General features: G+C 55.0%; 26 protein-coding genes. 14 read left to right on the top strand and 12 right to left on the bottom strand.

Annotated elements, in window-relative coordinates; genetic code table 11:
* Window positions 1-104: 104 nt before the first annotated feature.
* From dnaN to Yoon_RS15450, 7 genes are all read left to right on the top strand, one after another.
* Window positions 105-1,223 carry a DNA polymerase III subunit beta gene (dnaN, locus tag Yoon_RS15420; RefSeq protein ID WP_113776779.1) on the top strand — a complete coding sequence of 373 codons (1,119 nt, stop codon included), beginning with the start codon at window positions 105-107 and terminating at the stop codon, window positions 1,221-1,223.
* A 61-nt stretch (window positions 1,224-1,284) separates the two neighbouring features.
* On the top strand, window positions 1,285-2,385 hold the full coding sequence (recF, locus tag Yoon_RS15425; protein ID WP_238113464.1) for a DNA replication/repair protein RecF: 1,101 nt from the start codon (window positions 1,285-1,287) through the stop codon (window positions 2,383-2,385).
* A complete protein-coding gene (locus tag Yoon_RS15430) occupies window positions 2,382-2,810 on the top strand; it encodes a VOC family protein (RefSeq protein WP_238113397.1) in 429 nt (142 codons plus the stop codon). Before recF ends, Yoon_RS15430 begins: the two co-directional genes overlap by 4 nt.
* Entirely contained in the window at window positions 2,807-3,427 is a 621-nt protein-coding gene (locus tag Yoon_RS15435) for a LysE family translocator (RefSeq protein ID WP_238113398.1), read from the top strand. The genes Yoon_RS15430 and Yoon_RS15435 overlap by 4 nt, the downstream gene beginning before the upstream one ends.
* A 151-nt stretch (window positions 3,428-3,578) precedes the next feature.
* Window positions 3,579-5,993, top strand: coding sequence for a DNA topoisomerase (ATP-hydrolyzing) subunit B (gene gyrB, locus Yoon_RS15440; RefSeq protein WP_238113399.1), 2,415 nt, complete (start codon window positions 3,579-3,581; stop codon window positions 5,991-5,993).
* 130 nt (window positions 5,994-6,123) lie between these two features.
* Window positions 6,124-6,783 carry an OmpA family protein gene (locus Yoon_RS15445; RefSeq protein ID WP_238113400.1) on the top strand — a complete coding sequence of 220 codons (660 nt, stop codon included), beginning with the start codon at window positions 6,124-6,126 and terminating at the stop codon, window positions 6,781-6,783.
* 83 nt (window positions 6,784-6,866) lie between these two features.
* A complete protein-coding gene (locus Yoon_RS15450; protein WP_238113401.1) occupies window positions 6,867-7,607 on the top strand; it encodes a bifunctional 2-polyprenyl-6-hydroxyphenol methylase/3-demethylubiquinol 3-O-methyltransferase UbiG in 741 nt (246 codons plus the stop codon).
* Here the strand turns inward: Yoon_RS15450 and Yoon_RS15455 are convergent.
* The 4 genes from Yoon_RS15455 to Yoon_RS15470 all read right to left on the bottom strand — a co-directional run bounded on the left by Yoon_RS15455 (window position 7,604) and on the right by Yoon_RS15470 (window position 12,226).
* The gene (locus Yoon_RS15455; RefSeq protein ID WP_238113403.1) at window positions 7,604-8,833 is read right to left on the bottom strand and encodes an amino acid permease; all 1,230 of its coding nucleotides are present in this window, start codon (window positions 8,831-8,833) and stop codon (window positions 7,604-7,606) included. The two genes, Yoon_RS15450 and Yoon_RS15455, sit on opposite strands and share 4 nt — an antisense overlap.
* Window positions 8,834-8,904: 71 nt before the next feature.
* Entirely contained in the window at window positions 8,905-9,975 is a 1,071-nt protein-coding gene (locus tag Yoon_RS15460) for an AbrB family transcriptional regulator (protein ID WP_238113405.1), read from the bottom strand.
* A 71-nt stretch (window positions 9,976-10,046) separates the two neighbouring features.
* Window positions 10,047-10,955: a rhodanese-related sulfurtransferase gene (locus Yoon_RS15465; RefSeq protein WP_238113407.1), complete on the bottom strand. Its 909-nt coding sequence runs from the start codon at window positions 10,953-10,955 to the stop codon at window positions 10,047-10,049.
* Window positions 10,956-10,981: 26 nt separating this feature from the next.
* Entirely contained in the window at window positions 10,982-12,226 is a 1,245-nt protein-coding gene (locus Yoon_RS15470; protein ID WP_238113409.1) for an Hsp70 family protein, read from the bottom strand.
* A 105-nt stretch (window positions 12,227-12,331) separates the two neighbouring features.
* Here Yoon_RS15470 and Yoon_RS15475 point away from each other — a divergent pair, with 105 nt between their 5' ends.
* The 6 genes from Yoon_RS15475 to Yoon_RS15500 are packed head-to-tail and all read left to right on the top strand — an operon-like array spanning window position 12,332 to window position 17,644.
* A complete protein-coding gene (locus Yoon_RS15475; protein WP_238113411.1) occupies window positions 12,332-13,117 on the top strand; it encodes a metallophosphoesterase in 786 nt (261 codons plus the stop codon).
* Window positions 13,118-13,161: 44 nt separating this feature from the next.
* Complete coding sequence (locus Yoon_RS15480; protein ID WP_238113413.1) at window positions 13,162-13,677, top strand: AAA family ATPase; 516 nt, start codon at window positions 13,162-13,164, stop codon at window positions 13,675-13,677.
* Between the two features lies 1 nt (window position 13,678).
* A complete protein-coding gene (gene pncA / locus Yoon_RS15485) occupies window positions 13,679-14,272 on the top strand; it encodes a bifunctional nicotinamidase/pyrazinamidase (RefSeq protein WP_238113415.1) in 594 nt (197 codons plus the stop codon).
* Window positions 14,269-15,159 (top strand): glycosyltransferase, encoded by an 891-nt coding sequence (locus Yoon_RS15490; RefSeq protein WP_238113417.1) that lies wholly within the window; start codon window positions 14,269-14,271, stop codon window positions 15,157-15,159. Before pncA ends, Yoon_RS15490 begins: the two co-directional genes overlap by 4 nt.
* A gap of 56 nt (window positions 15,160-15,215) precedes the next feature.
* The gene (gene pncB / locus Yoon_RS15495) at window positions 15,216-16,508 is read left to right on the top strand and encodes a nicotinate phosphoribosyltransferase (RefSeq protein ID WP_238113419.1); all 1,293 of its coding nucleotides are present in this window, start codon (window positions 15,216-15,218) and stop codon (window positions 16,506-16,508) included.
* Between the two features lie 59 nt (window positions 16,509-16,567).
* Complete coding sequence (locus tag Yoon_RS15500) at window positions 16,568-17,644, top strand: GTP pyrophosphokinase family protein (protein WP_238113421.1); 1,077 nt, start codon at window positions 16,568-16,570, stop codon at window positions 17,642-17,644.
* Between the two features lie 37 nt (window positions 17,645-17,681).
* Here Yoon_RS15500 and arfB read toward each other — a convergent pair whose 3' ends face one another.
* The 6 genes from arfB to Yoon_RS15530 form a co-directional block, all read right to left on the bottom strand.
* Window positions 17,682-18,101 (bottom strand): alternative ribosome rescue aminoacyl-tRNA hydrolase ArfB, encoded by a 420-nt coding sequence (gene arfB, locus Yoon_RS15505; protein WP_238113423.1) that lies wholly within the window; start codon window positions 18,099-18,101, stop codon window positions 17,682-17,684.
* Window positions 18,102-18,437: 336 nt separating this feature from the next.
* Window positions 18,438-19,067 (bottom strand): queuosine precursor transporter, encoded by a 630-nt coding sequence (locus Yoon_RS15510; protein WP_238113425.1) that lies wholly within the window; start codon window positions 19,065-19,067, stop codon window positions 18,438-18,440.
* An 88-nt stretch (window positions 19,068-19,155) separates the two neighbouring features.
* Window positions 19,156-19,989, bottom strand: coding sequence for an esterase-like activity of phytase family protein (locus Yoon_RS15515; protein ID WP_238113427.1), 834 nt, complete (start codon window positions 19,987-19,989; stop codon window positions 19,156-19,158).
* Window positions 19,990-20,889 (bottom strand): penicillin-insensitive murein endopeptidase, encoded by a 900-nt coding sequence (gene mepA, locus Yoon_RS15520; RefSeq protein ID WP_238113430.1) that lies wholly within the window; start codon window positions 20,887-20,889, stop codon window positions 19,990-19,992.
* A complete protein-coding gene (locus Yoon_RS15525; RefSeq protein ID WP_238113432.1) occupies window positions 20,877-22,253 on the bottom strand; it encodes an MFS transporter in 1,377 nt (458 codons plus the stop codon). The genes mepA and Yoon_RS15525 overlap by 13 nt, the downstream gene beginning before the upstream one ends.
* 62 nt (window positions 22,254-22,315) lie before the next feature.
* Entirely contained in the window at window positions 22,316-22,855 is a 540-nt protein-coding gene (locus Yoon_RS15530) for an acyl-CoA thioesterase (RefSeq protein ID WP_238113433.1), read from the bottom strand.
* 141 nt (window positions 22,856-22,996) lie between these two features.
* Between Yoon_RS15530 and Yoon_RS15535 the strand changes: the two genes are divergently transcribed.
* The gene (locus Yoon_RS15535; RefSeq protein ID WP_238113465.1) at window positions 22,997-23,287 is read left to right on the top strand and encodes a YggT family protein; all 291 of its coding nucleotides are present in this window, start codon (window positions 22,997-22,999) and stop codon (window positions 23,285-23,287) included.
* Between the two features lie 16 nt (window positions 23,288-23,303).
* Here the strand turns inward: Yoon_RS15535 and Yoon_RS15540 are convergent, their stop codons facing one another.
* Both Yoon_RS15540 and Yoon_RS15545 read right to left on the bottom strand, forming a co-directional pair.
* Complete coding sequence (locus tag Yoon_RS15540) at window positions 23,304-24,338, bottom strand: permease (RefSeq protein ID WP_238113434.1); 1,035 nt, start codon at window positions 24,336-24,338, stop codon at window positions 23,304-23,306.
* Complete coding sequence (locus Yoon_RS15545; RefSeq protein ID WP_238113435.1) at window positions 24,335-24,634, bottom strand: helix-turn-helix transcriptional regulator; 300 nt, start codon at window positions 24,632-24,634, stop codon at window positions 24,335-24,337. The genes Yoon_RS15540 and Yoon_RS15545 overlap by 4 nt, the downstream gene beginning before the upstream one ends.
* Between the last annotated feature and the right edge of the window lies 1 nt (window position 24,635).

Genomic DNA, 24,635 nt, shown 5'->3' on the forward strand with positions numbered 1-24,635 from the left:
GCCCATCGTTAACAGTCGCATAAAAGCACTTGAGCCGCCGGAGAAATGCAGTACATTTCCCGTCCCGGCAGCCAAGCCACCAAGATTATGCGGAGCATTGGGACATGAAATTCAGCATCGAACGCGCAGCCCTGTTAAAGGCGGTTGCACAGGCCCAATCTGTCGTAGAGCGGCGCAATACAATTCCGATCCTCGCCAACGTGCTGATCGAAGCCGAAGGCGCGGAGGTGCAATTCCGCGCCACTGATCTTGATATCGAAGTTGTCGACCGTGCCCCGGCCGTGGTGGAACGCCCCGGTGCGACCACAGTTTCGGCCGTCACGCTGAACGAAATTGTACGCAAATTGCCCGATGGTGCGCTTGTCTCATTGACCGAAGATGGTGCATCTGGCCGTTTGACGATTGAAGCAGGGCGGTCGAACTTCTCGCTCGCGACATTGCCCAAAGAAGATTTCCCGGTGATGGCGACATCGGAATACGCGGCGAATTTTGCAGCGCCTGCGCCTGTGCTGCGTCGTTTGTTCGATAAATCAAAGTTCGCGATTTCGACCGAAGAAACGCGGTATTACCTGAACGGCGTTTACATGCATGTCGCCGAAAGCGATGGCGGCAAGGTGCTGCGCTGCGTGGCGACTGATGGCCACCGCTTGGCGCGGATCGATGCCGAACTGCCCGAAGGGGCTGCTGAAATGGCTGGCGTGATCGTCCCACGTAAAACCGTAGGTGAGCTGCGCAAGCTGCTGGACGACGACGAAATGAAAATCGCGGTGTCGGTTTCGGAAACAAAAATCCGCTTTGCGACACCTGACATCACGTTGATTTCAAAGGTCATCGACGGCACCTTCCCGGACTACACACGCGTCATCCCGCAGGGCAACACACGCCGGATGGAAGTTGATGCAAGCGAATTTGCGAAGGCGGTCGACCGTGTTGCGACCGTGTCATCTGAACGATCACGCGCGGTGAAATTGTCATTGGATGAAGATCGTTTGATCCTTTCGGTCAACGCGCCCGATAGCGGTGCCGCCGAAGAAGAGCTGGCAGTCGCTTATGGCGATGAACGGTTGGAAATCGGGTTTAACGCGAAATATCTGCTCGAAATTGCAAGCCAAGTGGACCGCGAAAACGCCGTGTTCATGTTCAATTCATCGGGCGACCCAACGCTGATGCGCGAAGGCAATGATATGTCAGCAGTTTATGTTGTCATGCCGATGCGGGTTTGACGGGGGCTGAAATTCTTAGAATTTCTGCTCGAGGGTTTATGCCAAATCCGTGCCGACCGATATGACGGGCCTTTCGTTTACGCAGGTGGCGCTTTCGCACTTTCGGTCCCACAAACGTGTGGTGCTTGACCTTGACGCGCGCCCGCTTGCCCTGTTTGGTCCAAATGGTGCAGGCAAAACCAATCTGATCGAAGCCATATCATTGTTGTCGCCGGGGCGCGGAATGCGTCGGGCAGCGACGGATAATTTGGTCCGTAGGCCCGAAGCGCTAGGCTGGAAAATCACCGCAGCGCTGCAATCTCTTGATCAAACTCACGAGCTTGAAACTTGGGCCGAGGCGGGGGGCGCACGACAGCTCCGCATTGATGGAAAATCCGCGCCACAGATCGCGCTTGGCCGGGTCGCGCGTATTCTTTGGCTGGTGCCTGCAATGGATCGGCTTTGGATCGAGGGGGCCGATGGGCGACGGCGTTTTTTGGACCGCGCGACGCTTAGCTTTGAACCGCGCCACGCCGAGGCGGTTTTGTCCTACGAAAAAGCAATGCGTGAACGGAACCGGCTGCTCAAGGATATGGTGCGTGACGCGCATTGGTACACGGTGCTCGAAGCGCAAATGGCTGATGCGGGTGCGGTGATCCAAGCAAACCGCAGGGGCACGATTGCTGCGCTGTCACAGGCGCAAGAGGCGGCGGTCACGGCTTTTCCAACGGCGCACTTGACGTTAATCAGCCCCGATCCAATCCCCGATGATATGCGCGCGATGCTCGCGGATAACCGCAGCCGTGACATGGTCGCTGGGCGCACGTTGATCGGGCCGCATCGCGCTGATTTAAAAGCGGTCTTCGCGGATAAAGGTGTCGATGCCAAAGATTGTTCGACGGGCGAACAAAAGGCATTGTTGATCAGTCTGATTTTGGCCAACTGTCGCGCGCTCGCGGATGATTTTGGTGCGCCGCCGATTTTGTTGCTTGATGAGGTCGCAGCGCACCTTGACGCCACACGTCGCGCAGCACTTTATGATGAAATCTGCAATCTCGGGGCGCAGGCGTTTATGACAGGCACCGGGGCAGAATTATTTGCGGAACTGGGCGATCGTGCCCAATATGCCGAAGTGACCGAAGTCGAAGGGCAATCGACCCTGAACCGAAAGGAAAGCCAATGACACCGCAGCGGGTTACGTTGATCACATTGGGCGTCGCGGATTTGAACCGAGCGAAAGCCTTCTATGGTGCGTTGGGGTGGGCGCCGACTTCGGAAACGGAAACTGTCGTTTTCTATCAAATCAACGGCATGGTCTTGGGGTTTTTCGGCTTGGATGCGTTGGCCAAAGATCAAGGGCGGCCCGGCACAAAGCTTGGCACGGGTGCGATGACGCTTGCGCAAAATTTTGAAACCGAAAGCGAGGTTGATGCGGCCTACGCCGCCGCGTTGGACGTCGGTGCAACCGCACTGAAATCCCCGGAAAAGGTGTTTTGGGGCGGGTATTCAGGCTATTACGCAGACCCTGACGGGCACGTTTGGGAAGTCGCATATAACCCGTTTTGGCCGTTGAACGCCGACGGTAGCCTGACGTTGCCCGCGCAATGACGGTTTCACCCTCTGATCTACTGCTATACGCAGGCGCGCTATTTGTTCTGTTCTTAACACCCGGCCCGGTTTGGGTCGCGCTCTTGGCGCGGTCGATGTCAGGCGGGTTCCAAGCCGCTTGGCCACTGGCCTTGGGCGTGGCAATTGGCGATATCCTATGGCCGTTGGTTGCCGTATTAGGTGTAAGCTGGCTGGTGTCAGAGTTTGCGTGGTTCATGGATGTGCTGCGCTGGGTTGCGGTCGTCGTCTTTGTATTGATGGGGGGTCTCTTGATCCGATCGGCGGATAAGTCCCTGTCGAACAACAGCCGGTTGACCCGTCCGGGCATGTGGGCCGGTTTCGTTGCTGGATTGGCCGTGATCATCGGAAACCCGAAAGCGGCGCTGTTTTACATGGGCATCTTGCCGGGTTTCTTTGATCTAACGCAGATGACAGCGCTAGATATCGTGGCGATCTGCACGCTGAGCTTCGTCGTGCCGTTGATGGGCAACCTGATCCTTGGGCTCAGTGTGGACAAGGTGCGCGGGTTGCTAAAATCAGCTGTCGCAGTGCGGCGGATGAACCTGACCGCGGGCTGGCTTTTGATCGGCGTTGGCTGCGTTATTGCGCTGACTTAGGTGCAATTTTAGGCCAGCAATCGTCTCTCTTTTTTGCGCTAGATTTGCCCTGACCAATGATCGGCTAAAAACCACAAAATCTTGTGTCAGTTGCGTGACAACCATGCCTAAATCGCATATATTTTGCGCATAGTGACACGGGAAAATGCACATGGTCGACGACACCAAGAAACCAGATGACTACGGCGCCGATTCGATTAAGGTTCTCAAAGGCTTAGAGGCGGTCCGTAAGCGCCCCGGCATGTATATCGGGGACACGGATGACGGCTCTGGTTTGCACCATATGGTGTATGAGGTCGTAGACAACGGGATTGACGAAGCTTTAGCCGGTCACGCCGACCATGTTTACGTCAATATTAATGCCGATGGGTCGGTCACCGTTGGCGATAACGGCCGCGGTATTCCCGTGGGTATTCACGAAGAAGAAGGCGTCTCTGCCGCCGAGGTCATCATGACCCAGCTGCATGCAGGTGGTAAGTTCGACAGCAATTCTTACAAGGTCTCCGGCGGTCTGCACGGCGTTGGCGTGTCCGTTGTGAACGCCCTGTCTGATTTCCTTGAACTGCGCATCTGGCGCGACGACAAAGAACACTATGCACGGTTTGAGGGTGGTTTCACCACCGAACACCTGAAAGTCATGGGCGATGCTAACGGGCGCAAAGGCACCGAGGTGACGTTCCTTGCCTCAACCGAAACATTCAGTAACCGTGATTTTGAATTTAACATTCTCGAAAAACGCCTGCGTGAACTCGCGTTTTTGAATTCTGGTGTGCGGATTATCTTGCAAGACCTACGCCCCGCTGAACCACTGAAGGCGGATCTGTTTTATGACGGCGGCGTCAAAGAATTTGTGAAATACCTCGATCGGTCGAAAACACCTTTGATGGAAGAACCCATCTATGTGACCGGCGAACGTGATGACATCGGGGTTGAGGTCGCGATGTGGTGGAACGACAGCTACAATGAAATGGTGCTGCCGTTTACGAACAACATTCCGCAGCGCGATGGCGGCACGCATTTGGCTGGTTTCCGTGGTGCTTTGACCCGCGCAATCACGAAATATGCGACGGAAACCGGCATTTCCAAGAAAGAGAAAGTCTCTCTTACTGGCGATGACGCGCGCGAGGGTTTGACCTGCGTGCTTTCTGTCAAAGTACCAGATCCGAAATTCTCAAGCCAAACCAAAGATAAATTGGTCAGCTCAGAGGTGCGCCCAGCCGTTGAAAACCTGATGGGTGAAAAGCTGAACGAATGGTTTGAAGAAAACCCGGCAGTCGCCAAATCCATTATCAGCAAAATCGTTGAGGCTGCAGCCGCCCGCGAGGCCGCCCGGAAAGCGCGCGAAATTCGCCGTAAATCAGCGATGGATGTGAATTTTAACGCGTCCAAACTGAAAGATTGTTCTGAAAAAGACCCCGCTAAAACCGAAGTCTTCTTGGTGGAGGGTGACTCTGCTGGGGGGTCCGCCCAAACGGGTCGTGACCGCCAAACGCAGGCGATTTTGCCGCTGAAAGGTAAAATCCTGAACGTGGAACGCGCGCGATTTGACCGGATGCTGAACAGCCAAGAAATCGGCACATTGGTCATGGCACTTGGTACGGGCATCGGTCGCGACGAATTTAACATCGACAAGTTGCGCTATCATAAGGTCATCATCATGACCGATGCGGATGTCGATGGCGCCCATATTCGGACGCTTTTGCTCACGTTCTTCTTCCGTCAAATGCCCGAACTGATCGAAGGTGGGTATCTCTATATCGCGCAGCCGCCGCTTTATAAGGTGTCGCGGGGTAAGTCTGAAGTTTACCTCAAAGATCAGGCCGCGATGGATGAATATCTGATCGAGCAAGGCATCGATGGTGCGATGCTGCGTCAGGGCAATGGCGAAGAAATTGCAGGCGCGGATTTGCGCCGCGTGGTTGATCTCGCGCGGCAATTGAAACGTGTTTTAGACGCGTTCCCAACGCATTACCCGCGCCACATTCTGGAACAAGCAGCCATTGCGGGCGCCTTTGTGCCGGGCGTTGTTGAAAACGATCTGCAAGGCACAGCTGACCGTGTCGCGGCCCGTTTGGACCTGATCGCGCTTGAATGGGAACGGGGCTGGCAAGGCCGCATCACCCAAGACAAAGGCATCCGTTTGGCCCGTATTTTGCGTGGCGTCGAAGAAGTGCGTACGTTGGATGGTGGTATGTTGCGCTCTGGCGAGGCCCGCAAAACCGGCAGCTTTACCCAAAGCCTGCAAGAGGTCTACGACCTGCCTGCAACATTGGTCCGCAAAGACCGCAGCCAATTGATCCACGGGCCGCTTGATCTGCTCAAGGCGATCTTAGATGAAGGCGAAAAGGGCCTGTCTTTGCAGCGTTATAAAGGCTTGGGTGAGATGAATCCGGATCAGCTGTGGGAAACCACGTTGGACCCAGATGCGCGCACATTGTTGCAAGTGAAGGTCGAAGATGTCGCCGAGGCGGATGACCTCTTTACCAAGCTGATGGGTGATGTCGTTGAGCCGCGTCGCGAGTTTATCCAAAACAACGCACTCAACGTAGAACATCTGGATTTCTGATTGATTTTCGATCACGCTGATCGATGAAACTGAAACAAAGGCTGACGTGGATATGATTCAGCTTTATTTCCGTTTCATCGATTGCTGACCTACGGTCCTCCACACACACTATTTGTATGGAGCACCCCAAATGCACAATTACTCTCTATCGACCCTTGCCCTTTTGGTCGCGGTTTCCGGCGGTGTGCTGCACGCTCAAGATGCCGATGCAACCGCGCCTGAATTCACACCAGAGCTCATCGAAGAACTGATCGCCGAAGACATGGCCGACGTTGATGAATTGGTAGAGGAAATGGCAGAAGATGAGACGATGGCCGATGAAGCGATGGCTGAAGCCGATGCAATGGCTGAGGAAACCCCTGATCTTGCAGCAATTGCCGCCGCCGATCCGTCGCTTGATGTCCGTGTGAACGAAGAAGGTGAAGTTGACGCGATGGTTATGCTGTCAGACGTCTTGTTCGCATTTGGTGATGCGACCCTTGAACCCGAAGCGCTTGATGTTCTCGCGGGCGTGGCCGAAAAGCTCGATGGCGTTGGCGCGCTTGAAATCACAGGGCACACCGACGCGGTTGGGGATGATGCGTATAATCTCGCGCTTGGGCAACGGCGTGCGGATGCGGTGCGTAACTGGCTGATTGCAAACACTGACCTGACGGCTGATATCCTGACGGCCCAAGGGGTAGGCGAGGCCGACCCTATTCTCCCAAATCTCAACGACGATGGCACCGATAATCCCGAAGGGCGTGCCGCCAACCGCCGTGTCGAATTCACAATTCCTGACGCGGGCTAAGGTCCGGGGGTGCGGAAATTCCTTGCGTTGTGATGCGTGACCCCTAGGGTCTCGCACAATTGAATGGCGCAAGGATAAAGACAATGGACAATTTTAGGTCCGACACTTTTGGGAAACTGAACGCCGCCGACTACGACGCGCAACATGACCCCGGCACAACCGATGCAACCGTCGCATTGATTGCGGGTTTGGTCCCAGCAGGCGGTGCGGTTCTTGAACTGGCTATCGGGACAGGCCGCGTTGCATTGCCGTTGTCACAGATGGGATTTGCCGTTTCGGGGATCGAAGCCTCACCCGAAATGGTCGCAAAGATGCGCGCGAAACCTGGCGGTGATGCGATCCCCACCGTGATTGGGGATATGGCCGACGTTGATATTGAAGGTATGTTTGATCATATATTTTTGGTCTTCAACACATTGTTCAACCTACCAAGCCAAGAGGCCCAGATCAGGTGTTTTGAAAACGTATCCAAGCATCTGAAACCCGGTGGGACATTCCTCATCGAAACCTTTGTGCCCAATTTTACGGGGTTTACGGAAAACCAACGGGTCAAAACAATGCAGTTAGAGGTGGATCGGCTGTGTATCGAGGCCGTGACAAATGATCCTGTCGCACAGATCTTTGCGTTTCTGCGCGTTCACATCACTGCGGATGGCATGAAGCTGGTGCCGCTTCCCATGCGCTATGCTTACCCAGCTGAAATCGACCTGATGGCGCGTTTGGCCGGGCTTCGGCGCAAACACCGTTGGGGCGGCTGGGATAAACAGGATTTTACCGCCGACAGTACCTTCCACGTCTCGGTCTATGAAAAGCCGTTCAGTTAATTGATCCAAATCGGCCCTAGCAGCAGAAACAAACAGCTGATCGCCCCAATGATCGGGAAGATGATTGAGACCGTAAAGATATTGTCTGGGGCAGGGTCGCCCCTGCGTTTGACGTGGACCAAGGCGACGTTGACCATGAAAAATACCGCTAAGATGATCTGTGACGTAAGCGAGACGAGGAAATCGAGCGGCACGGCAAGCGCAGCGACGAGAACGATGACAGTAACGATGACCGTGGCGTTTAGAGGAGTGCGTCGGCTTGGTGAAACTTGCGCCAATTTGGCTGGCAATCGCCCACGTTTGGCCAGCCCGTATGCCACGCGCGCTGCCATGATAATTTCGATCACGACGCCGTTCATCGTCGCGACAATCGCAACGAGGGTGATGGTCACGGGCGAGACACCCGTGAGTCGTTCAAACAGCAATCCTATCGGGGCTTTTGACGCGATCAACTCGTCTTCGGGAACAGCGCGGACTGCGACAAGCATCACCAAGAAATAGATCACGGTGACCGACACCAGTGAAATGCCAATGGCCCAGGGCATTGTTTTATTGGGGTTTTTAGTTTCCTCGACCATATTGACGACGTCGTCAAACCCGATGAATGCAAAGAACGCGATCAAGCTTGCGCCAAGAACAGCCGCCATTGCGGGGCCGTCGCCGAGCGGTGGAATGACCTGACCCATTTCTGACAGCATAGCCGGATCAGCGCGGTATCCGGCTGCGATAATAACGAGCAGCCCAAGGATTTCGATCACCGTCAAAATCGCCGCAAACATGACCGATTGATGGACACCGCACGCGGCAATCCACCCCATCGTGACGACAATCGCACCGACGATAACGGGTTCCGGCAATGACACGAGCGCGGCAACATACCCCGCGCAGCCAAGGCTGATCGCCGCCGCTGATATGGTTGCCGCAAAGATGATTGACAGGCCAACGGCCAAGGTCAGCCAAGACCACCCAAACGCCGCATCCACATAAAGCGCCTCACCAGCGCTAAGCGGAATACGCCCCGAAAACTCTGCAAAGCTAAGCGCGCTAAAGCTCATCACAAATGCAGCGACCAAAAATGCCGCGGGGGCATAAACACCTGCGACCGTAGCGGTTTCACCGATCAGCACATAGATCCCGGCGCCAATGGTAATGCCCAACCCATAAAGCACAAGCAATGGCAGCCCGATTGCACGTTTTAGCGTCGGTGGATTTGGTTCAGGCGGCACTGGTCAACTCCCTGTTCAGGTCTTCCTATCTTAATGCGTTTGCTGCACCGCAGGTTGATCTAAATCACGACTTACAGATTGCCGGACCGCCCCACCCAAATGCGAAAGATTGCTGGCGCCACTGCAATGATGAAGGTGATGCGCAAGATATGCATGACAGAAACATATGTGACGTCTTGGTCAAGCGCGAGCGTCAGCAACGACATCTCGGTCAGACCGCCCGGTGAATAGGCAAGGAATGCTTGGCTGATGGGGATGCCGCTTGCCCAGCCGATGCCAAGCGCAAACAGCACCGCAACCACAAGCATGCAAGCGCTCGCCACCATTGCGAGCGCAATGTCCCGACCGACCTGCGCGATACTGGCACCCGCAAAACGACTGCCAATGATCGTGCCCATCGTGACTTGGGCTGCAATAATGAACACCGTTGGTGGCGATACAGTCACCACCCCTGCGATATGGGCCGCAGCGCTTAAGATCATTGGCCCGAAAACGGGTGCGGCTGGCATTCCCAGCCGCGTTCCCAGCCAATTCCCCAGAACAGCGCATGTGGCGAGAACGGCGTAATCGAACCCGGTTAGCGCATCCAGCGGTATCCACTGTGTGGCACCGCGCACACCGCTTGAAACCCCAAGCACGAGCCCAAAAAACAAGGCGACAAACACAATGACAACGAGGATGCGTGCCGCATGGGCCAGTGCAATGCGGCGCCCATCCCCGCCAGCTTGCTCGCCCATAATCAGCATTTCGTTTAGCCCACCGGGCATCGCGGCATAAAACGCGGTGATATGATCATAGCCGCCAAGCCGGCGGTAGACTGCAAATGAAGCGGCCGAGGCGATGGCCAGAAAGATGGGCAAAGCGACCAATGAGACGACCCAGTTTTGTAACAAACCAAAGACCTGCGCGGTCACGCTTGATCCCAGTAAAACACCAATGATCGGGATCACAATTGGGCGCAAACGCATGGGGGCGCGCACTGGAACATGGGACATGGCTGCAATTGTCGTCGCGATCATTGGGCCGAGCATCCACGGCAACGGCAGTCCAACCCAAAACGCACAGACCCCCGCTGCAACACCAATCAACAAGGCCAAGCCCTGCGCACGCAATTCAGCTGAGGTGAGAAAGGCCGGGGGCATAAATCGTTTCGATTCCAGTCGATGACACGACCGGAATATGGGGTTCAGGCTGGTGGGTCAACGATTGTCGACTATAGCCCGCCGATATGGTGCGTCCCGCGTTTTTTGGCCAAGGCAATCTGCTTTTGACGTTCGCGAAAACGACCTTTGTCTTCGTCCGATGTTTCAGCCGCACATTGGTGGCAGGCGACGCCTTCTTCGAATTCGGGGCGGTTGCGATCTTCGGGCAGGATTGGGCGTCGGCAGGCGTAGCACAGGATATGCGGGCCTTCTTTTAGCGCATGGCCGACGCTGACACGCGCATCAAACACAAAGCATTCGCCGTCCCATGTGCTGTCTTCTTGTGGGACCTCTTCAAGGTATTTCAGAATGCCGCCTTTCAGGTGATAGACGTCCTCAACCCCTTGACCCATCAAGAAGTTCGTCGACTTTTCGCAACGAATGCCCCCTGTGCAGAACATCGCAATGCGCTTGTTATGGAACCGGTCTTTGTTTTCTTCCCACCATGCGGGAAACTCACCAAAGGTCTTTGTCAGCGGGTCAATCGCCCCATCAAAAGTGCCAATCGCAACTTCGTAGTCATTGCGGGTGTCGATGACGGCGACATCGGGCGACTTGATCAGCGCATTCCAATCAGCAGGTTCAACGTAATGGCCGGTGCCGTTCGCGATTGGGTCCACATCGGGCTGGCCCATGGTGACGATCTCGCGCTTCAGTCGCACTTTCATCCGGTGAAACGGCGGCACGGTTGCGGTGCTTTCTTTCCAGACGAAATCAGCACAGCCGGGCAGGGATTTGATATGCTCAATCACTGCGTCAATACCTGTACGATCCCCGGCGATTGTGCCGTTGATCCCTTCTTTGGCCAGCAGCAAAGTACCGCTAACCCCCTGCGATTTGCAGAGATCCAAAAGCGGCCCTTGCAATGCAGCAGGGTCATCGAAACGGGTGAAGTGATAGAGAGCTGCGACTGTATACATATCGGTCAAATACGCCTGTTATTTTGTTAGGGCAAGGGACGCGATGCCGCAATCGCCAGACCATCTGCGACGGCGGTAAAGGCTTCGGCGCGCTCAAGGGACGCGTGCGGGAAGAGTGACACCATCGCATTCTCAACGACGTGCAGCAGGCTTGATCCACCGACGAAAACAATCTTGCTGATTTGATCGGCACGCACGTCGGCCATTTTTAAGGTATCAGTGGCACAGGTGCTAATCGCCGCAGCATGCTCGGACAGAATGGTGGCCAGTTGGGGTTTGTTAAACCGGGCCCATAGGTCGCGTTCGATCACACGCAGATCAATCCCGGCGTCGGTCACATCGGGCTTGTTGATGTGGATTTTTCCGGCCTCAACGGCAAAGGCAATGTCGTGGCCCAATTCCATCTCAAGCGTGGTTTGCAGCCGGCTGAACAGGCGCGGATCGACGCCAAGCTTTACAAAATCCGCGGCCATGCGTTTGTTTTCTGGCGTATAGGTGAATGGAATTTTCTGCCACGTTGCAAGATCGTTAAAAATCGCTTTAGGGGCAGTGTGATGCCCCGCGCCCATCGCGTTACGCACCTCTGCACCGCGCCCCAAAAGTGGCATGACCTGATCAATGCTAATGGCTCGGTCAAAATCGGTGCCACCGACACGAATTCCGTGGCTCGCGATCACGCGGGTTGCATCGCCGTCACGTTCAAACACCGAAAAATCCGAGGTCCCGCCGCCGATATCGACAATCAGCCCAAGGCTGCCCGCATCCAATGGCCCGCTGGCCAGCGCTGCGGCCTCGGGCTCATACATGAAATGTACGTCTTTGAACCCGGCGATCAGATAGGCGTCGCGCAGGTCAATCTCGGCTTGGGCATTGCGTGCGTCATCGGTTGAATGAAACCTGACGGGGCGGCCAGAGAGGGCCACATCATAGGTTTGTCCTGTCGCGGCTTCGGCACGTTCACGGATCATCCGCAAGAACCGCGCAACAACTTCGATCAAGGTAAGGCGTTCATAAGCCACCTGCCGTTTTTCGCGCATCAACGGGGTGCCCAATACGGATTTGAGCGCCCGCATAAAACGGCCCTCACGCCCGTCAATCAGCGCGACATTGGCGATGGATCCATAGGTCGTGACCTTGCGATCAAAATCAAAAAACACCGAAGTTGGCAACGTTTTGCGCCCCGGTTCGACCTCAATTAAAGATGGACGATCTCCTGCCAACACGCCCGCCGCAGTGTTTGAGGTGCCAAAATCGATCCCTAATACGGCCATAAATGCACTCGTTCTTATTGATGAAAGAGGGGGATTTAAGCGATTCAGGTGACGCTTGCAAGTCTTGCGTTCAGCATAATAAGTTGAAGAAAAGGGGCCTGATTTATGAAGATTATCTGGATGTCTGATCCGCATTTCCAAGCGACCGGGACCATTGATGGGCTTAACCCGCGTGTGCGGCTTGCATCGGCGATTGAACATATGAATACCCATCACAGCGATGCTGATTTCGCGATATTGTCCGGGGATTTAGTTGGGGATGAAATCGCAGGCGATTATTCAGCGATAGCACCCTATCTGCGCCGTGCGAATATCCCGGTGCATCCGATGGTGGGGAATAATGATGATCGTGACGGGTTACGTGCGCATCTTGATTTGCCCCCGCAAACGATGCCGGATTTCATTCAATACGCAATTGACTTAGACGGCGCGCGGCTCATTTGCCTCGACACACAAAAGCTGGGGTCCCACGCTGGTGAGGTTTGCAGCAAGAGGCTTGCGTGGCTGACGCAGAGCCTCACTGAATGCCGTGCAAAGCCTGTTTATATCTTTATGCACCACCCGCCGATGCGGCTGCATTTGCCGATGCAGGATGATATTATGCTTGATGGCGGCGATCATTTTTTGGACGTGATTGGTGAACATGACAACGTAAAACATTTGTTCATGGGGCATGTGCACAGGCCGACCTGTGGGACGGTGCGCAATATCCCGTTTGCGACGATCGGGGCGCTGTCATTTCAGGCCCCCGCACCACACCCTGCATGGGAGTGGGATAGCTTTGTTTCACCACCCGAAGCCCCGCACTATGGTGTTTTGTATATTCATGAGGGCAATGTAACCCTTCAGTATGTGCAATTTTGCGCCTATGATGCGGGCCTAGAGCACTAACCATTCTAGCTTTTGCAGAGGCTTACCTCCAAATGCAGCGCGTCATGATCACAGGTGGACCCGGATCCGGTAAAAGCACGCTTGCCCGGATTCTGGGCGCACATACAGGTCTGCCTGTCCATCATATGGATCAAATTCATTGGCAACCCGGTTGGGTACAGCGTGAACTGGCTGACCGGGTTCGGATGTGCAACGATATCGAAAATGAAGAAGCATGGATATTTGAAGGCGGCTTTTCCACAACCTATGATCACCGAGCGTCGCGCGCGGATACGCTGATCTGGTTGGACTTGTCCGTGCAATTGCGATTTTGGCGTGTCGTGCGACGCCTGCTGCGTGACTATGGAACGACCCGCGCTGATATGGCCGAAAACTGCCCCGAGATTTTTCACGCAGAAACATTTGCATTTTGGCGGTGGATTTTCACATCCCGCCGCCGCACCCATGCGCGCCTTGTGCGATTAGTTGGCGAACACCCGCATTTGACGGTGCATCATTTGCGATCTCGCTCGCAGGTTCGCGCATATCTTGCTAAGCTGTCCCCAACACAGGAGAGTTAAAATGTCCCATGCTTTGATCGTTATTGATGTTCAAAATGATTTTTGTCCTGGCGGCGCGCTTGCCGTCGCAGGCGGCGATGAGATCGTGACGGGGATCAACGCTGCGATGGCCGATTTTGATGCGGTGATCTTAACCCAGGATTGGCACCCGGCGGGGCATTCGTCGTTTGCGTCTAACCATGATGCAGCGCCAATGTCGCTGATCGAAATGCCGTATGGGCCGCAAGTATTATGGCCAGATCATTGCATCCAAGGAACGCAAGGCGCGCAATTTCAGGCCGATCTTGCGGTCGACCGCGCCGATCTGATCATCCGCAAAGGGTACAATCCCGCGATCGACAGCTATTCCGCCTTCTTCGAAAACGATCACGTCACACCCACCGGGTTAGAGGGCTATCTGCGCACGCGCGGGATTGCCAAACTTACGATGGTTGGGCTGGCGACGGATTTTTGTGTGAATTTTTCGGCAGTTGACGCGGCCAAACTGGGGTTTGACGTGACGGTGCAGATGGGCCAGTGTCGCGCGATTGATTTTGACGGCTCGCTTGCGGCTGCAACAGATGGGATGATTGCGGCCGGCGTGACGCTCGCGTGACGCGGCCCCTTTCGATCATTATTCCCACTTACAACCGCCCCAAGCTTTTGCAGCGGGCGGTGCAGTCCGCCTTGGCGGCCTGCCCTGATGGGGCGGAAATTATCGTTGTGGATGATCGCTCTGATACGGCCGAAAGCGCCTTGCACGATGTTATCAGTGACCCGCGCGTAACGGTTTTGACTAATCCCGGAGAGAAAGGTGCCGCTGGCGCGCGCAACGCTGGGGCGCAGGTGGCGACCGGGCAAATACTGCTGTTTTTTGACGATGATGACACGTTGATCGCGGATTATCCGGGGCGGGTGTTGGCGGCGGCGCAAACTGGGGCAAGTTTCGGGTTTTCCGCGCGGATGCGGGTTGAAAATGGCCGCCAACAGGCCGAGCTGCGCCCTGAATTACCGACAGGAATGCTTCCCAATGACACGCCGCTCTCGGCGAAACTGGCTGCGTTTTCGGCAGGGTACTGGGTGCGCCGCGCCGTCTTTGCGCAGGTCGGCCCGATTGCGCCAGATCAGGTGAACGACGAAGACACTGACCTGTGTTGCAAGCTATACGCACAGGGGCACGCCGCATGGTATGATCCGGTGCCGGGCTGCGCCGTTCACAGCGGGTATGACACCAATGATACCACCGCCCCGCAATTGACCCAAAGCACCGACCCCGCCGCGATGGTGGCCTGCTACGTGCGCACATTTGAGCGGCACGCATCCGGGTTTCAATCACGCCCCGCAGATCATTGGTTTTTGCTGCGACGCGCCTTACGGGTTGCCGCGCGCACCGGGGTTGACGCGGGGGGCAATCAGCTTTTGCAGGGATTGCGTCCGCGATCTTTGCAACTCAAGGGCTGGTTGTTCTGGCAAATGAAGAAAGCCGGGCAACTCTTACGCTAGGCCCTTGCCACGCTGGGCGTCAATTGGTCTAACACCCCAAACGGGAGGATGGCCAAATGGTTGATATCGCAACACGTGTCTGGAACCACAAATGGAAGATCGACCCCATTGTGCGGTCGCTCATCGATACGGATTTCTACAAACTGCTGATGTGCCAATCGGTCTTTCGGAACCACCGCGATACCCAAGTCACCTTCTCACTGATCAACCGCACCAAAACCATTCGGCTTGCCGAGGTGATCGACGAAGGCGAGTTGCGCGAGCAGCTTGACCACATCCGGTCCCTGCGGCTGACCCGCGGTGAATCCACATGGCTGCGCGGCAATACCTTCTATGGCAAACGGCAAATGTTCCGGCCTGATTTCATGGAATGGTTTGAGAACCTGCAACTGCCGCCCTACCACCTTGAAAAAGTCGATGGGCAGTTCGAACTGACATTCGAAGGCTCATGGCCCGAGGTCATGCTCTGGGAAATTCCCGCGCTCGCGACGATTATGGAACTCCGTTCACGCGCGGTGCTGCGCGACATGGGGCGGTTTGAGCTACAGGTGCTTTATGCGCGCGGCATGACCAAACTCTGGGAAAAAGTCGAACAATTACGGCCCATTGAGGGGCTGAAACTCGCCGATTTCGGCACCCGTCGGCGGCATTCTTACCTCTGGCAGGATTGGTGCGTGCAGGCGATGATGGAAGGGCTGGGCAACAGCTTTACCGGCACGTCAAACTGCCGGATCGCCATGATGCGCGAGATCGAGGCAATCGGCACCAACGCCCACGAACTACCCATGGTCTACGCCGCCCTTGCCGAAACCGACGCGGCCCTGCTGCAATCGCCCTATGATGTGCTGTCGGATTGGCAAGACGAACACGACGGCAATCTCAAAATCATCCTGCCCGACACCTATGGGACCAAAGGGTTCCTTGACCGCGCGCCCGATTGGCTGGCCGATTGGACTGGCATGCGGATCGACAGCGGCGACCCCGCAACAGGCGCTGAAAACGCGATCAACTGGTGGAAATCGCGCGGCGAAGACCCGACGAAAAAGCTGGTGATCTTCTCGGACGGGCTCGACGTCGATAAAATTATCGAACTGCAACGGCAATTTAAGGGCCGCGTGCGCGTGTCCTTCGGCTGGGGCACGATGATGACCAATGATTTCAAAGGGCTGACGGAAGGCGACGCGCTCGCCCCGTTCAGCCTTGTGTGCAAAGCGATCAAAGCCAACGGACGCCCCACCGTAAAACTGTCGGACAACCCCAACAAAGCGATGGGACCATCCGAGGAAATCGCGCGGTACAAGCGGGTGTTTGGGGTCGGCGAGCAGGAGCGGGTTGAGGTTGTGGTGTGATATTGTTAACCCTTATGGGGTGAGTTGAGTTTTCATCCTTCGTTCAAAAGGAATAGCAGTTGTCCGACAGTGTATTTGACGAAAAACGGCAACTATTTAAGGATTTTTACAGCGAAAATTTTTCGCGCCTGGATGATGCTAAGAACTCCATGGTTGCTCTGTTGGTTGCAGTTCTCCCCGCGACTGACGAAATTCAAATCTCGAATGTAGAAGGCCGAGTAAAAGATAGAAACGAGTGTATTGAGAAATTCAAACGAAAATATAAACCTGAACTTGAAGAATCTGGTGAAGAATATCTTATTCAAAACCATATTACCGACCTAGTCGGCCTGCGGGTCATTTGCCTTTATGAAGATATGGTTCCGAAAATCAGGGAAATGCTCGAAGAAGTTTTTGAAGTTTTTGATGTGACTGACAAAATTTCTGAAATTGAAGGTACGGAAAGTTCTTTTGGATATAAGGGCTTACATCTAGATGTAAGGCTAAAAAATAGCCGGCGAAAGTTACCCGAGTACGTTCGGTTTGGTGATATCAACTTTGAAATCCAATTGAGAACTGTCATTCAGGATTCTTGGAGCACCCTAGATCATAAGATAAAGTATAAAAAGTCTATTCCTAAACAGCTGAAAAGAAGAATAAACACGCTAGCTGCCCTGTTCGAACTTGCTGACCATGAGTTCGTTGCAATTCGTGATAAGACGTTTGAAGAGGTGAACAGGCCTGACTCTAACTATGAAGCTATTTCGAACGAAACACCTACTGCTGAAAACTTACAGAAACCCAAGAAAACTAGGTATAGTCCATTAGATGTATTTTCGTTTCTGAAAATTGCGAACCATTTCTTCCCTCAATACGATTTTGATGACGAGGAAATAGATAATTTTGTTCAGTTTATCTTAAACCTTAGTCCCGAAATTAGCCGCGGGAAATTCAATTTTTACCTAAGGCAAAACATCGCAACAGCGAAACGTGTGTTTGATGAATTTATGGACGGTGATGTCGAACCTAATCAGCATCCACTTCCTGTTATTCGGTTGAGTTTATATCTTGGTGACAAAGAAACTTTTGGAAAGATGATAGGTGCGAAGGCAAGAGAAAGAGTAGCAGCCATTGTTGCTAGCGCTGACCAGAGCTAGTGGCAGGCGAATCGTCGATTGTTATTGTTTAGCCGCATCAGTCGCCCGTCACCTTCCCCCGCAACGCCTTCACTTCCCCGCGCGCTTTTTTTCCCGCAAGCCTGCGTTTCACGGACCCATAGGTCGGCTTGGTTGCCCGTCTGCGTTTTTGCACGACGGTGGCTGATAAGATCAGTTCGGCCAGACGGTCCCGTGCGATTTCGCGGTTGCGGGCTTGGGACCGGGTTTCTTGCACAAAGATCACAATCGCCCCGTCTTTCGTCCAGCGTTGCCCCGCCAGCCGCCGCAGTCGGGTTTTGACCGGGTCGGGCAGGTTGGGGGATCGCGCGGCCTCGAACCGCAGCTCGACCGCCGTCGACACCTTGTTCACGTTTTGCCCACCGGGGCCGGACGCGCGCGCAAAGCTCTCGGTTAGCTCCCACTCTGCAATCTCAATCTGATCATTTACCCGCATCATCTTGCCCTAAAATACTCCCGCCGGAGGCTCCGGCAGCCGCAATTATTCGGAACATACAGGATTTATGCGCAAACATAGCCCCAAAAACCAAAGAAAAAGGGCCACCCCGGCGACGGGATAGCCCTTCTCTGAATTTCGGAGGTGGGTCGGTTAGGAACTCCACCTTGTGGTTTTCTCAGCCAAGGGCTGCCCTAGCTGCGACCCCCACAAGTTGTCCCGACACACTTCTCCAATACCTCATGATGCACTGGATCACCTCCTTTCAATAAATTTCGCCTGAAAGTAGGTTCGCATAGATCGGGTTTATTTCAAGTAAAAATATCCCCGATCTCGCGATTATGTGTTCGCCGGTGCAATCCGCCCAACAATGATGCGAAACGGCACCAAAGCCAGCAGCGCGATTGTCAGTTTCACACCCCAGTCAGCCACAGCCAGCGATACCCAAAGCGGCACCAACGGACCCGCGTTCAAAAACGGCACGGCCTCTTGCGCCCAGATGATCTGATCGGCAGCCATTGCGCTGAACCCGTTAAAGGCAGCGGCAAATGCGATGGAGAAGAAGATCACAGTATCAATCGAAGAACTTACCAAAGTACTACCGAGTGGTGCTTTCCACCACGACCCGGCGCGCAACCGGTTGAACACTGCGATATCAAGAAGTTGAGCGACAGTGAAGGCGGTGGCCGATGCGATTGCGATGCGCAAGGCAACGGCGGGCCCGTATTCAAGCATGATCTGCGAGCCAATCAGCGAACAGATGATACCTACGATCAACCCGACGAACACAACGCGGCGTGCGGCAGAAACACCGTAAACGCGGTTCATGATATCGGTCACAAGGAAGGCCAGCGGGTAGGTGAACGCCCCCCATGTCAGCAATCCGTCGAGGATCAGAAATTGTACGAGGATGTTTGAGGCCACAACAATGATGGCCATGGCGATTACGCCGGGAAGGATGCGTGTCATATTGGTTTTCCGTTTTGACAAGGGTGCGGCACTTGGCCCTGCGGATCATCCGAGGACGGCGCGGGTTAACGCGCTAGCGGGCACTCTGTCAATCGCTGATCCGATATTCAACAATTTCGGTTCGTTGAAATAGCCGAAAGTTGTCGTCTGAGACCATCGTGATCCGCATGCCAACCCCATCATCCCAGACGCTGATCCCTTCCAGATTATCGTGGAACAGTGGCCCCGTTTCAAGAATGAGTTCCTCGTTTTGACCATTGAGATCAAAGCGACGAACACGGCTGCGAAATCCAAATCCGGTAAAATCACGTTCAAGAATATATAGGTTGCCGTCCGGTCCAATATCCGCGCCCACAACCAAGAACGCGCCGCGTCGCGGGATCGTAAATGGCTGGTCCCAAGCGTTGTTTTTGAAACGGTAAATGGGAAACGGGCGCGTCGCACGCCCGGAACGTTCAGGGATGGTGTAAAGTGCGCCATCGGGAGCAATCGCGAGCGCTTCAAGCGAAGAATTATTTTGCATACCTGCAAAGGCATCCGCCGTTGGGAATGGGGTTGACGCACCGTCGACACCGTCAAATTGGCGCACACCGTGGACGCCTTCAAATGACACATAGATTGCGCCACTTTTCGCAACTGCGATGCCTTCGCTGTCACCTTGCGTGCCGGTGTCGGTCATAGAAGTGATCTGAGCGTTTTCTACCGCTGTGATGATTCCATCCACGCGGGTAATGTTACCGGTGACAAAGAAACTGCGGTCGCTCACTGCAATGAATTCCAGCCCGTCACCTGATAAGTATATCGCCGAAATTCCACCAAATTGCGGATTATCGGAGGTCCAAAGATAGCTACCGATGTATGTGGTGTCCGCTGTCGCACAGGCACCCCAGACTATCGCCCCGAGGGCGCAGATCAGCCGCATTTATTCGGCGTTCAGTACGCCAAGACATTGGCCCGGCAGGTTCGCCATGGTGAGTTCGGCGCGCGGTGCTGGTGGCGTCGCGTTGGGATCAGGTGGTGGCGGGTTGATGATGTTGTTCACCCAGCGCTGGGCATCAGCACAGCCGTCGCCTGCGGGCGGTGGAGCTTGGTCCGTGCAACCTGTCGCGCCGTCAGGGCAGTTAAGCCGAACATGGAAATGATAATGATGTCCCCACCAAGGGCGGATTTTGTTCAGCCAGCTGCGGTCGCCGGTTGCGCTATTACACATGGCGACTTTGGCGCCGGGGAAAACAAAGATCCGGGCGACGCGCGGGTCAGAGGCAGCAGCGCGCAAAATCGCTTCGTGCTGTGGTGTCCAGTTGTCGTTGGTATAGGCGCCTGCATTACGACGCATTGAAATAGAGGACAGGTTTTCGCGTTCGGCTGCCGTCAGGTCCAGTCGGGTTGGTGGCAGCATCCAAATATCGGCATCAAGCCCGGTTTGGTGGCTACGGTGCCCTGTCAACATTGGGCCGCCCCGCGGTTGGCTCATATCCCCGATATACAGCCCTTCCCAGCCGGCTTGGGTCGCGGCAAAACGGCTCAGGTCTTGGACGAAGTCGATGGTTTCCGGCTGCGCCCAATTGCGATTGCGTGACAGACGCATGGCCTGCCATGTGGCCCCAGTTTCGGGAAGTTGTTGTGCACCAGCCTGACAGCCACGGGCATAACCGCCAAGCGCTGTAGGTCGCTGGTTTGACGCAAGTGCCGCGGCCCCAAACAGCTGTTTGGCGATACGCGTGTCATTTGCGTTTTGCGTGGATGTGGGCGCGGCAGGTTCTTCGGCCTGACACGCGGCCAGCCCTAGGACGAAACAGGCAATTGCAATTATGCGGACCATTCTGCGCGATCTCCGTCTTTGTTAACCCAGCGTAGCAAGAAAAGCCCCACGATGAACAGGAATAAAACAGGGCTAAATCCGATTTGCACGTTGCCGGACCAGTAGGACACGATCCCAATCAAAGCAGGGGCCAAGAAGGCAGTGGCCTTGCCCGATAAGGCAAACAGGCCAAAGGCTTCGGCGGGGTGATCAGGGTGGCTGTGCCGCACCATGAGCGAGCGCGACGACGCATAAACCGCGCCGCCAGCGCCGCCGATGATCGCGCCGCAGACAAAGAAAATGATGTCAGGCAGCTGTGATGCGGGGTCTAAGGGCACGCCAAACAAGGCCTCGCGCGACATGCCCACGATTACGCATGACACGGCGATCATCGCCCAGACGGCGGTGATGATCACGGGCTTTGGGCCGTATTTCTTGTCAGCTAGACCGCCTAGCCAAGTTGTGATCGCGGCGGCAATGGCGGCAATGACGCCAAAGATGCCGATAAACGTGATCTCCCAGCCCAGTACCAAAGCGGCGTAAAACCCGCCATAGGCGTAAAGCGCATTCACCGCGTCGCGGTAAAACATTGAGGCAAGCAAAAAGTTGCGCAGGCTTTTGCGTTTTGCAACGTTGCGCAAAGTTTGCATAAGGTTCGCGGCGACCACGCCCAGCTTTACCTTCGCAGGTTTGTCTTGCGGCGTGTCACGCACCCAAAGGAAAAATGGGATCATGAATACTGCATACCAAATCGCGATGAACGGGCCTGTCGCGCGGGTGCCTTCCTTTGCATCTGCGTTGAGACCAAAGAGAGGGTCACGCCCAATCAAGGTTTTTCCGCTATCTCCGTTTTCGGCCAAGAGCAGCAAAATGAGGATAAGGGACAACACCCCGCCCCAATAGCCGAACGCGGCTCCGGACCCAGAGATGCGCCCGACTTCTTTGTCGTCGCCAAGGCTGGGCAAAATCGCGTTCACAAAGTTCAACGATGATTCCGCGGCGACAAAGCCAACAAAGAAGATCGCCATATAGAGCCAGACCGAACTGCTATCAGGCAGCAGGCCCCAGAGCGAAAACGCGGCAAAGATATAGATGACAGAAAAACCCGCGATCCACGGAATTTTACGGCCCGAGTGATCTGCAAATGCCCCTAGAAACGGCGCGGTGAGTGCGATGAATAAGCCAGCGACCACTTGCCCTGTGGACCAGATCGATTGGGCCTGTGCGTTGGCTGTTTCGGCATCCAGCCCGGTGCCTTGCAGATACTCTGTTGCGACCGATGCGAAATAGGGGCCGAAGATAAAGGTGAGGCCAAGCGTGTAATAGGGCTGCGATGCCCAATCAAAGGCCATCCACCCCCAGATGCGTTTCTTTGCGACTGCCATGTGCCTGCCTATGTCTGTTCTTTGCGGGAATAAGACACTGCAACTCAGGCAAATTGCAAGGGTTAGGTGCCGGGGTCGGTCGGTGGCCAGGGCCGCGTCGCATCCGCGTCGATCCAGTTTTTGATCCACTCGGGCAGTTCGGGCGACGATCCCGCGTGTCCGAGGGCGGCAAAAGCTTCGTCTGGCGGGACAATACCGTCTTTGCTTGTAATCGCGGATCGGTACATTGCTTGCGTTGCGCAAGTATCCCCAATCCATATAGATTGGTCGATATAGACAAAACGATGATCCCAGCCGGCCGTTTTGCTGACAATGCGAAACTTCGCAAAGGGGCGGATACGTTTGCGGTAGCGTACAGAAACGCCCGCCATCGTCAGCCCCCAGCGTTTCTGTTTCAGCAATGCGATCAACCCAACGCGTTGGGCCAACCCGGTACGCCCCAAATCCATGATTGTCAGGATGCGCCCGTTGTTCATTTCAAAATAGGTATCAATGTCTTGCGGCCAGCAGCGGTGGTGGGACACATGTGTATCCAGCGGATGCAGCTTGGGCCGCCGTTTGTTGACAGTCAGTTCTTTGATGACGCGCACAACAGGGTACATCACGGGCCTCTGGTTTGTTTCGCATCAGGGATGATCCAGATTGACGCTAACGTCAACTTTAACCTCGCGGAAACCCTGGGCTTGTAGGAGAGGGCGCAAGTGCTTAATTCAGTGCAAACAAATCAAAGGGTCTAGGTGACAATGCTGACAATTATTCAAATTCTGCTTTTGCTGATCGGTGTGGTTCGATTTTTCGTGATTGCCCATTTCATCATGAGCTGGTTGATCCGGTTTGAAGTGCTGAATGTCCGTCAAGAATTCGTTGGTCAGGTTTGGTACGGTTTGCAGCGGATCCTAGAGCCGATTTACAGCCGGGTCCGCCGCTTTATGCCTGATTTGGGGGGCGTTGATCTGTCGCCTATCGTTGTGCTAGTCGGGCTCGAGATTTTGCGCATCTTCTTGTATAATAACGCGGCTGCATTCGCCTATTGATGCTGCGGCTGGGGGGTCACCCCACCAGCTGAAACACAATCCCCGACGCAACAGCTCCTGCCATGCCTAAGGCGATATAGGCGGCAAAAACTTGACGTTTGACGAGCGACCAGACAGCCGCCATCGCGGGGATAGACGTCACGCCGCCGCCAATCACAAAGGCCATCGCCGATCCGCTGCTCATGCCTTGTTCCATCAGCCCGGCGATCAGTGGGGGTGCGACGAAACCGTTCAGATATGCGGGCACGCCAACCACGGCGGCGGTTGCGATTGGCAAAATACCTTCGCCGCCAACAAGGCCGGCAATCAATGATGCGGGCACATAGGTGATCAAGAGCGCTTCGAGCATGTAGGCGAATGCGAGCCATTTCAGCAAAAACAGTGCGTTATGGGTAAACTCCTGCTGAAAGGTTTGCACGCGTGTTTTGTCTTTCCAAAACGCCCAGACGGGCTTGCCGTTCATCGGATCGGGGCCGCAACCACAGCGGTTGACCGGGGTTGCGCGCAATGGAGACGCAAAAAGTCCCTGCGATTGCAGTAGCTTAATCGCAAATCCACCCATCAGGCCAAGGCCGACAGCGGAAAAGGCTTTGGCGATCGCAAATGGCCAACCTAGCGCACCTGCCGTGATGAGGAGGGTCGGGGGATCAATTAGCGGTGAGGCCAACCAAAATGCCATCACCGGGGCGAGCGGCGTCCCAAGCGCAAGCAGACCTGCGATAAAGGGAATGACCTCGCATGAGCAAAACGGCGCGAGCCCGCCAAACAGCGCGGCAAGGAAAATCATCCTTGTTTCACGCCCTTTGAAGATACCCGCAATGACCGATTCTGCACCCGCCGCCTTTAGCCCGGCAATCATGATCACGGCAAAGACGATATAGGGAAGGGTGCCCAAAAGCGCGCGGATCGCAAATTCGATGACAGGAATTGCGTTTGGCTGATCGAGGATCGCAACGATTACCGGGATAAGGAGCGTCAAAGTCCATGGGGATTTGAGCCGATTAAGGTACGCGCCGATACGTGGCGCCGAAGTCGAGTTGATTTCAGTCATGACAATTGTCCTGCCTCTGAGCAGCATTCTTCAAGGATGAAAGCCGCAAGGGTTTGAAGGTGATCAAAGTTGGCGCGGTTAATAATCGTGCGCCCTTGTTTTTCCTGCACAATCAACTGGGCCGTGCTGAGGAATTTGAGGTGATGTGCAAGCGTTGACGCAGGTATTCCGGTGCGTTGCTGGATATCTCCAACAAGAAGACCTGCATCGCCAGCTTTGACGAGGGTCTGAAACACCTCGATCCGTGATTCAGAACCAAGCGCAGAAAACCCCTGTGCAGCCGTGACAGTATCCATT

Origin of the sequence: Yoonia sp. I 8.24 (genome assembly GCF_022096995.1) — a bacterium.
Taxonomy (GTDB): Bacteria; Pseudomonadota; Alphaproteobacteria; order Rhodobacterales; family Rhodobacteraceae; genus Yoonia.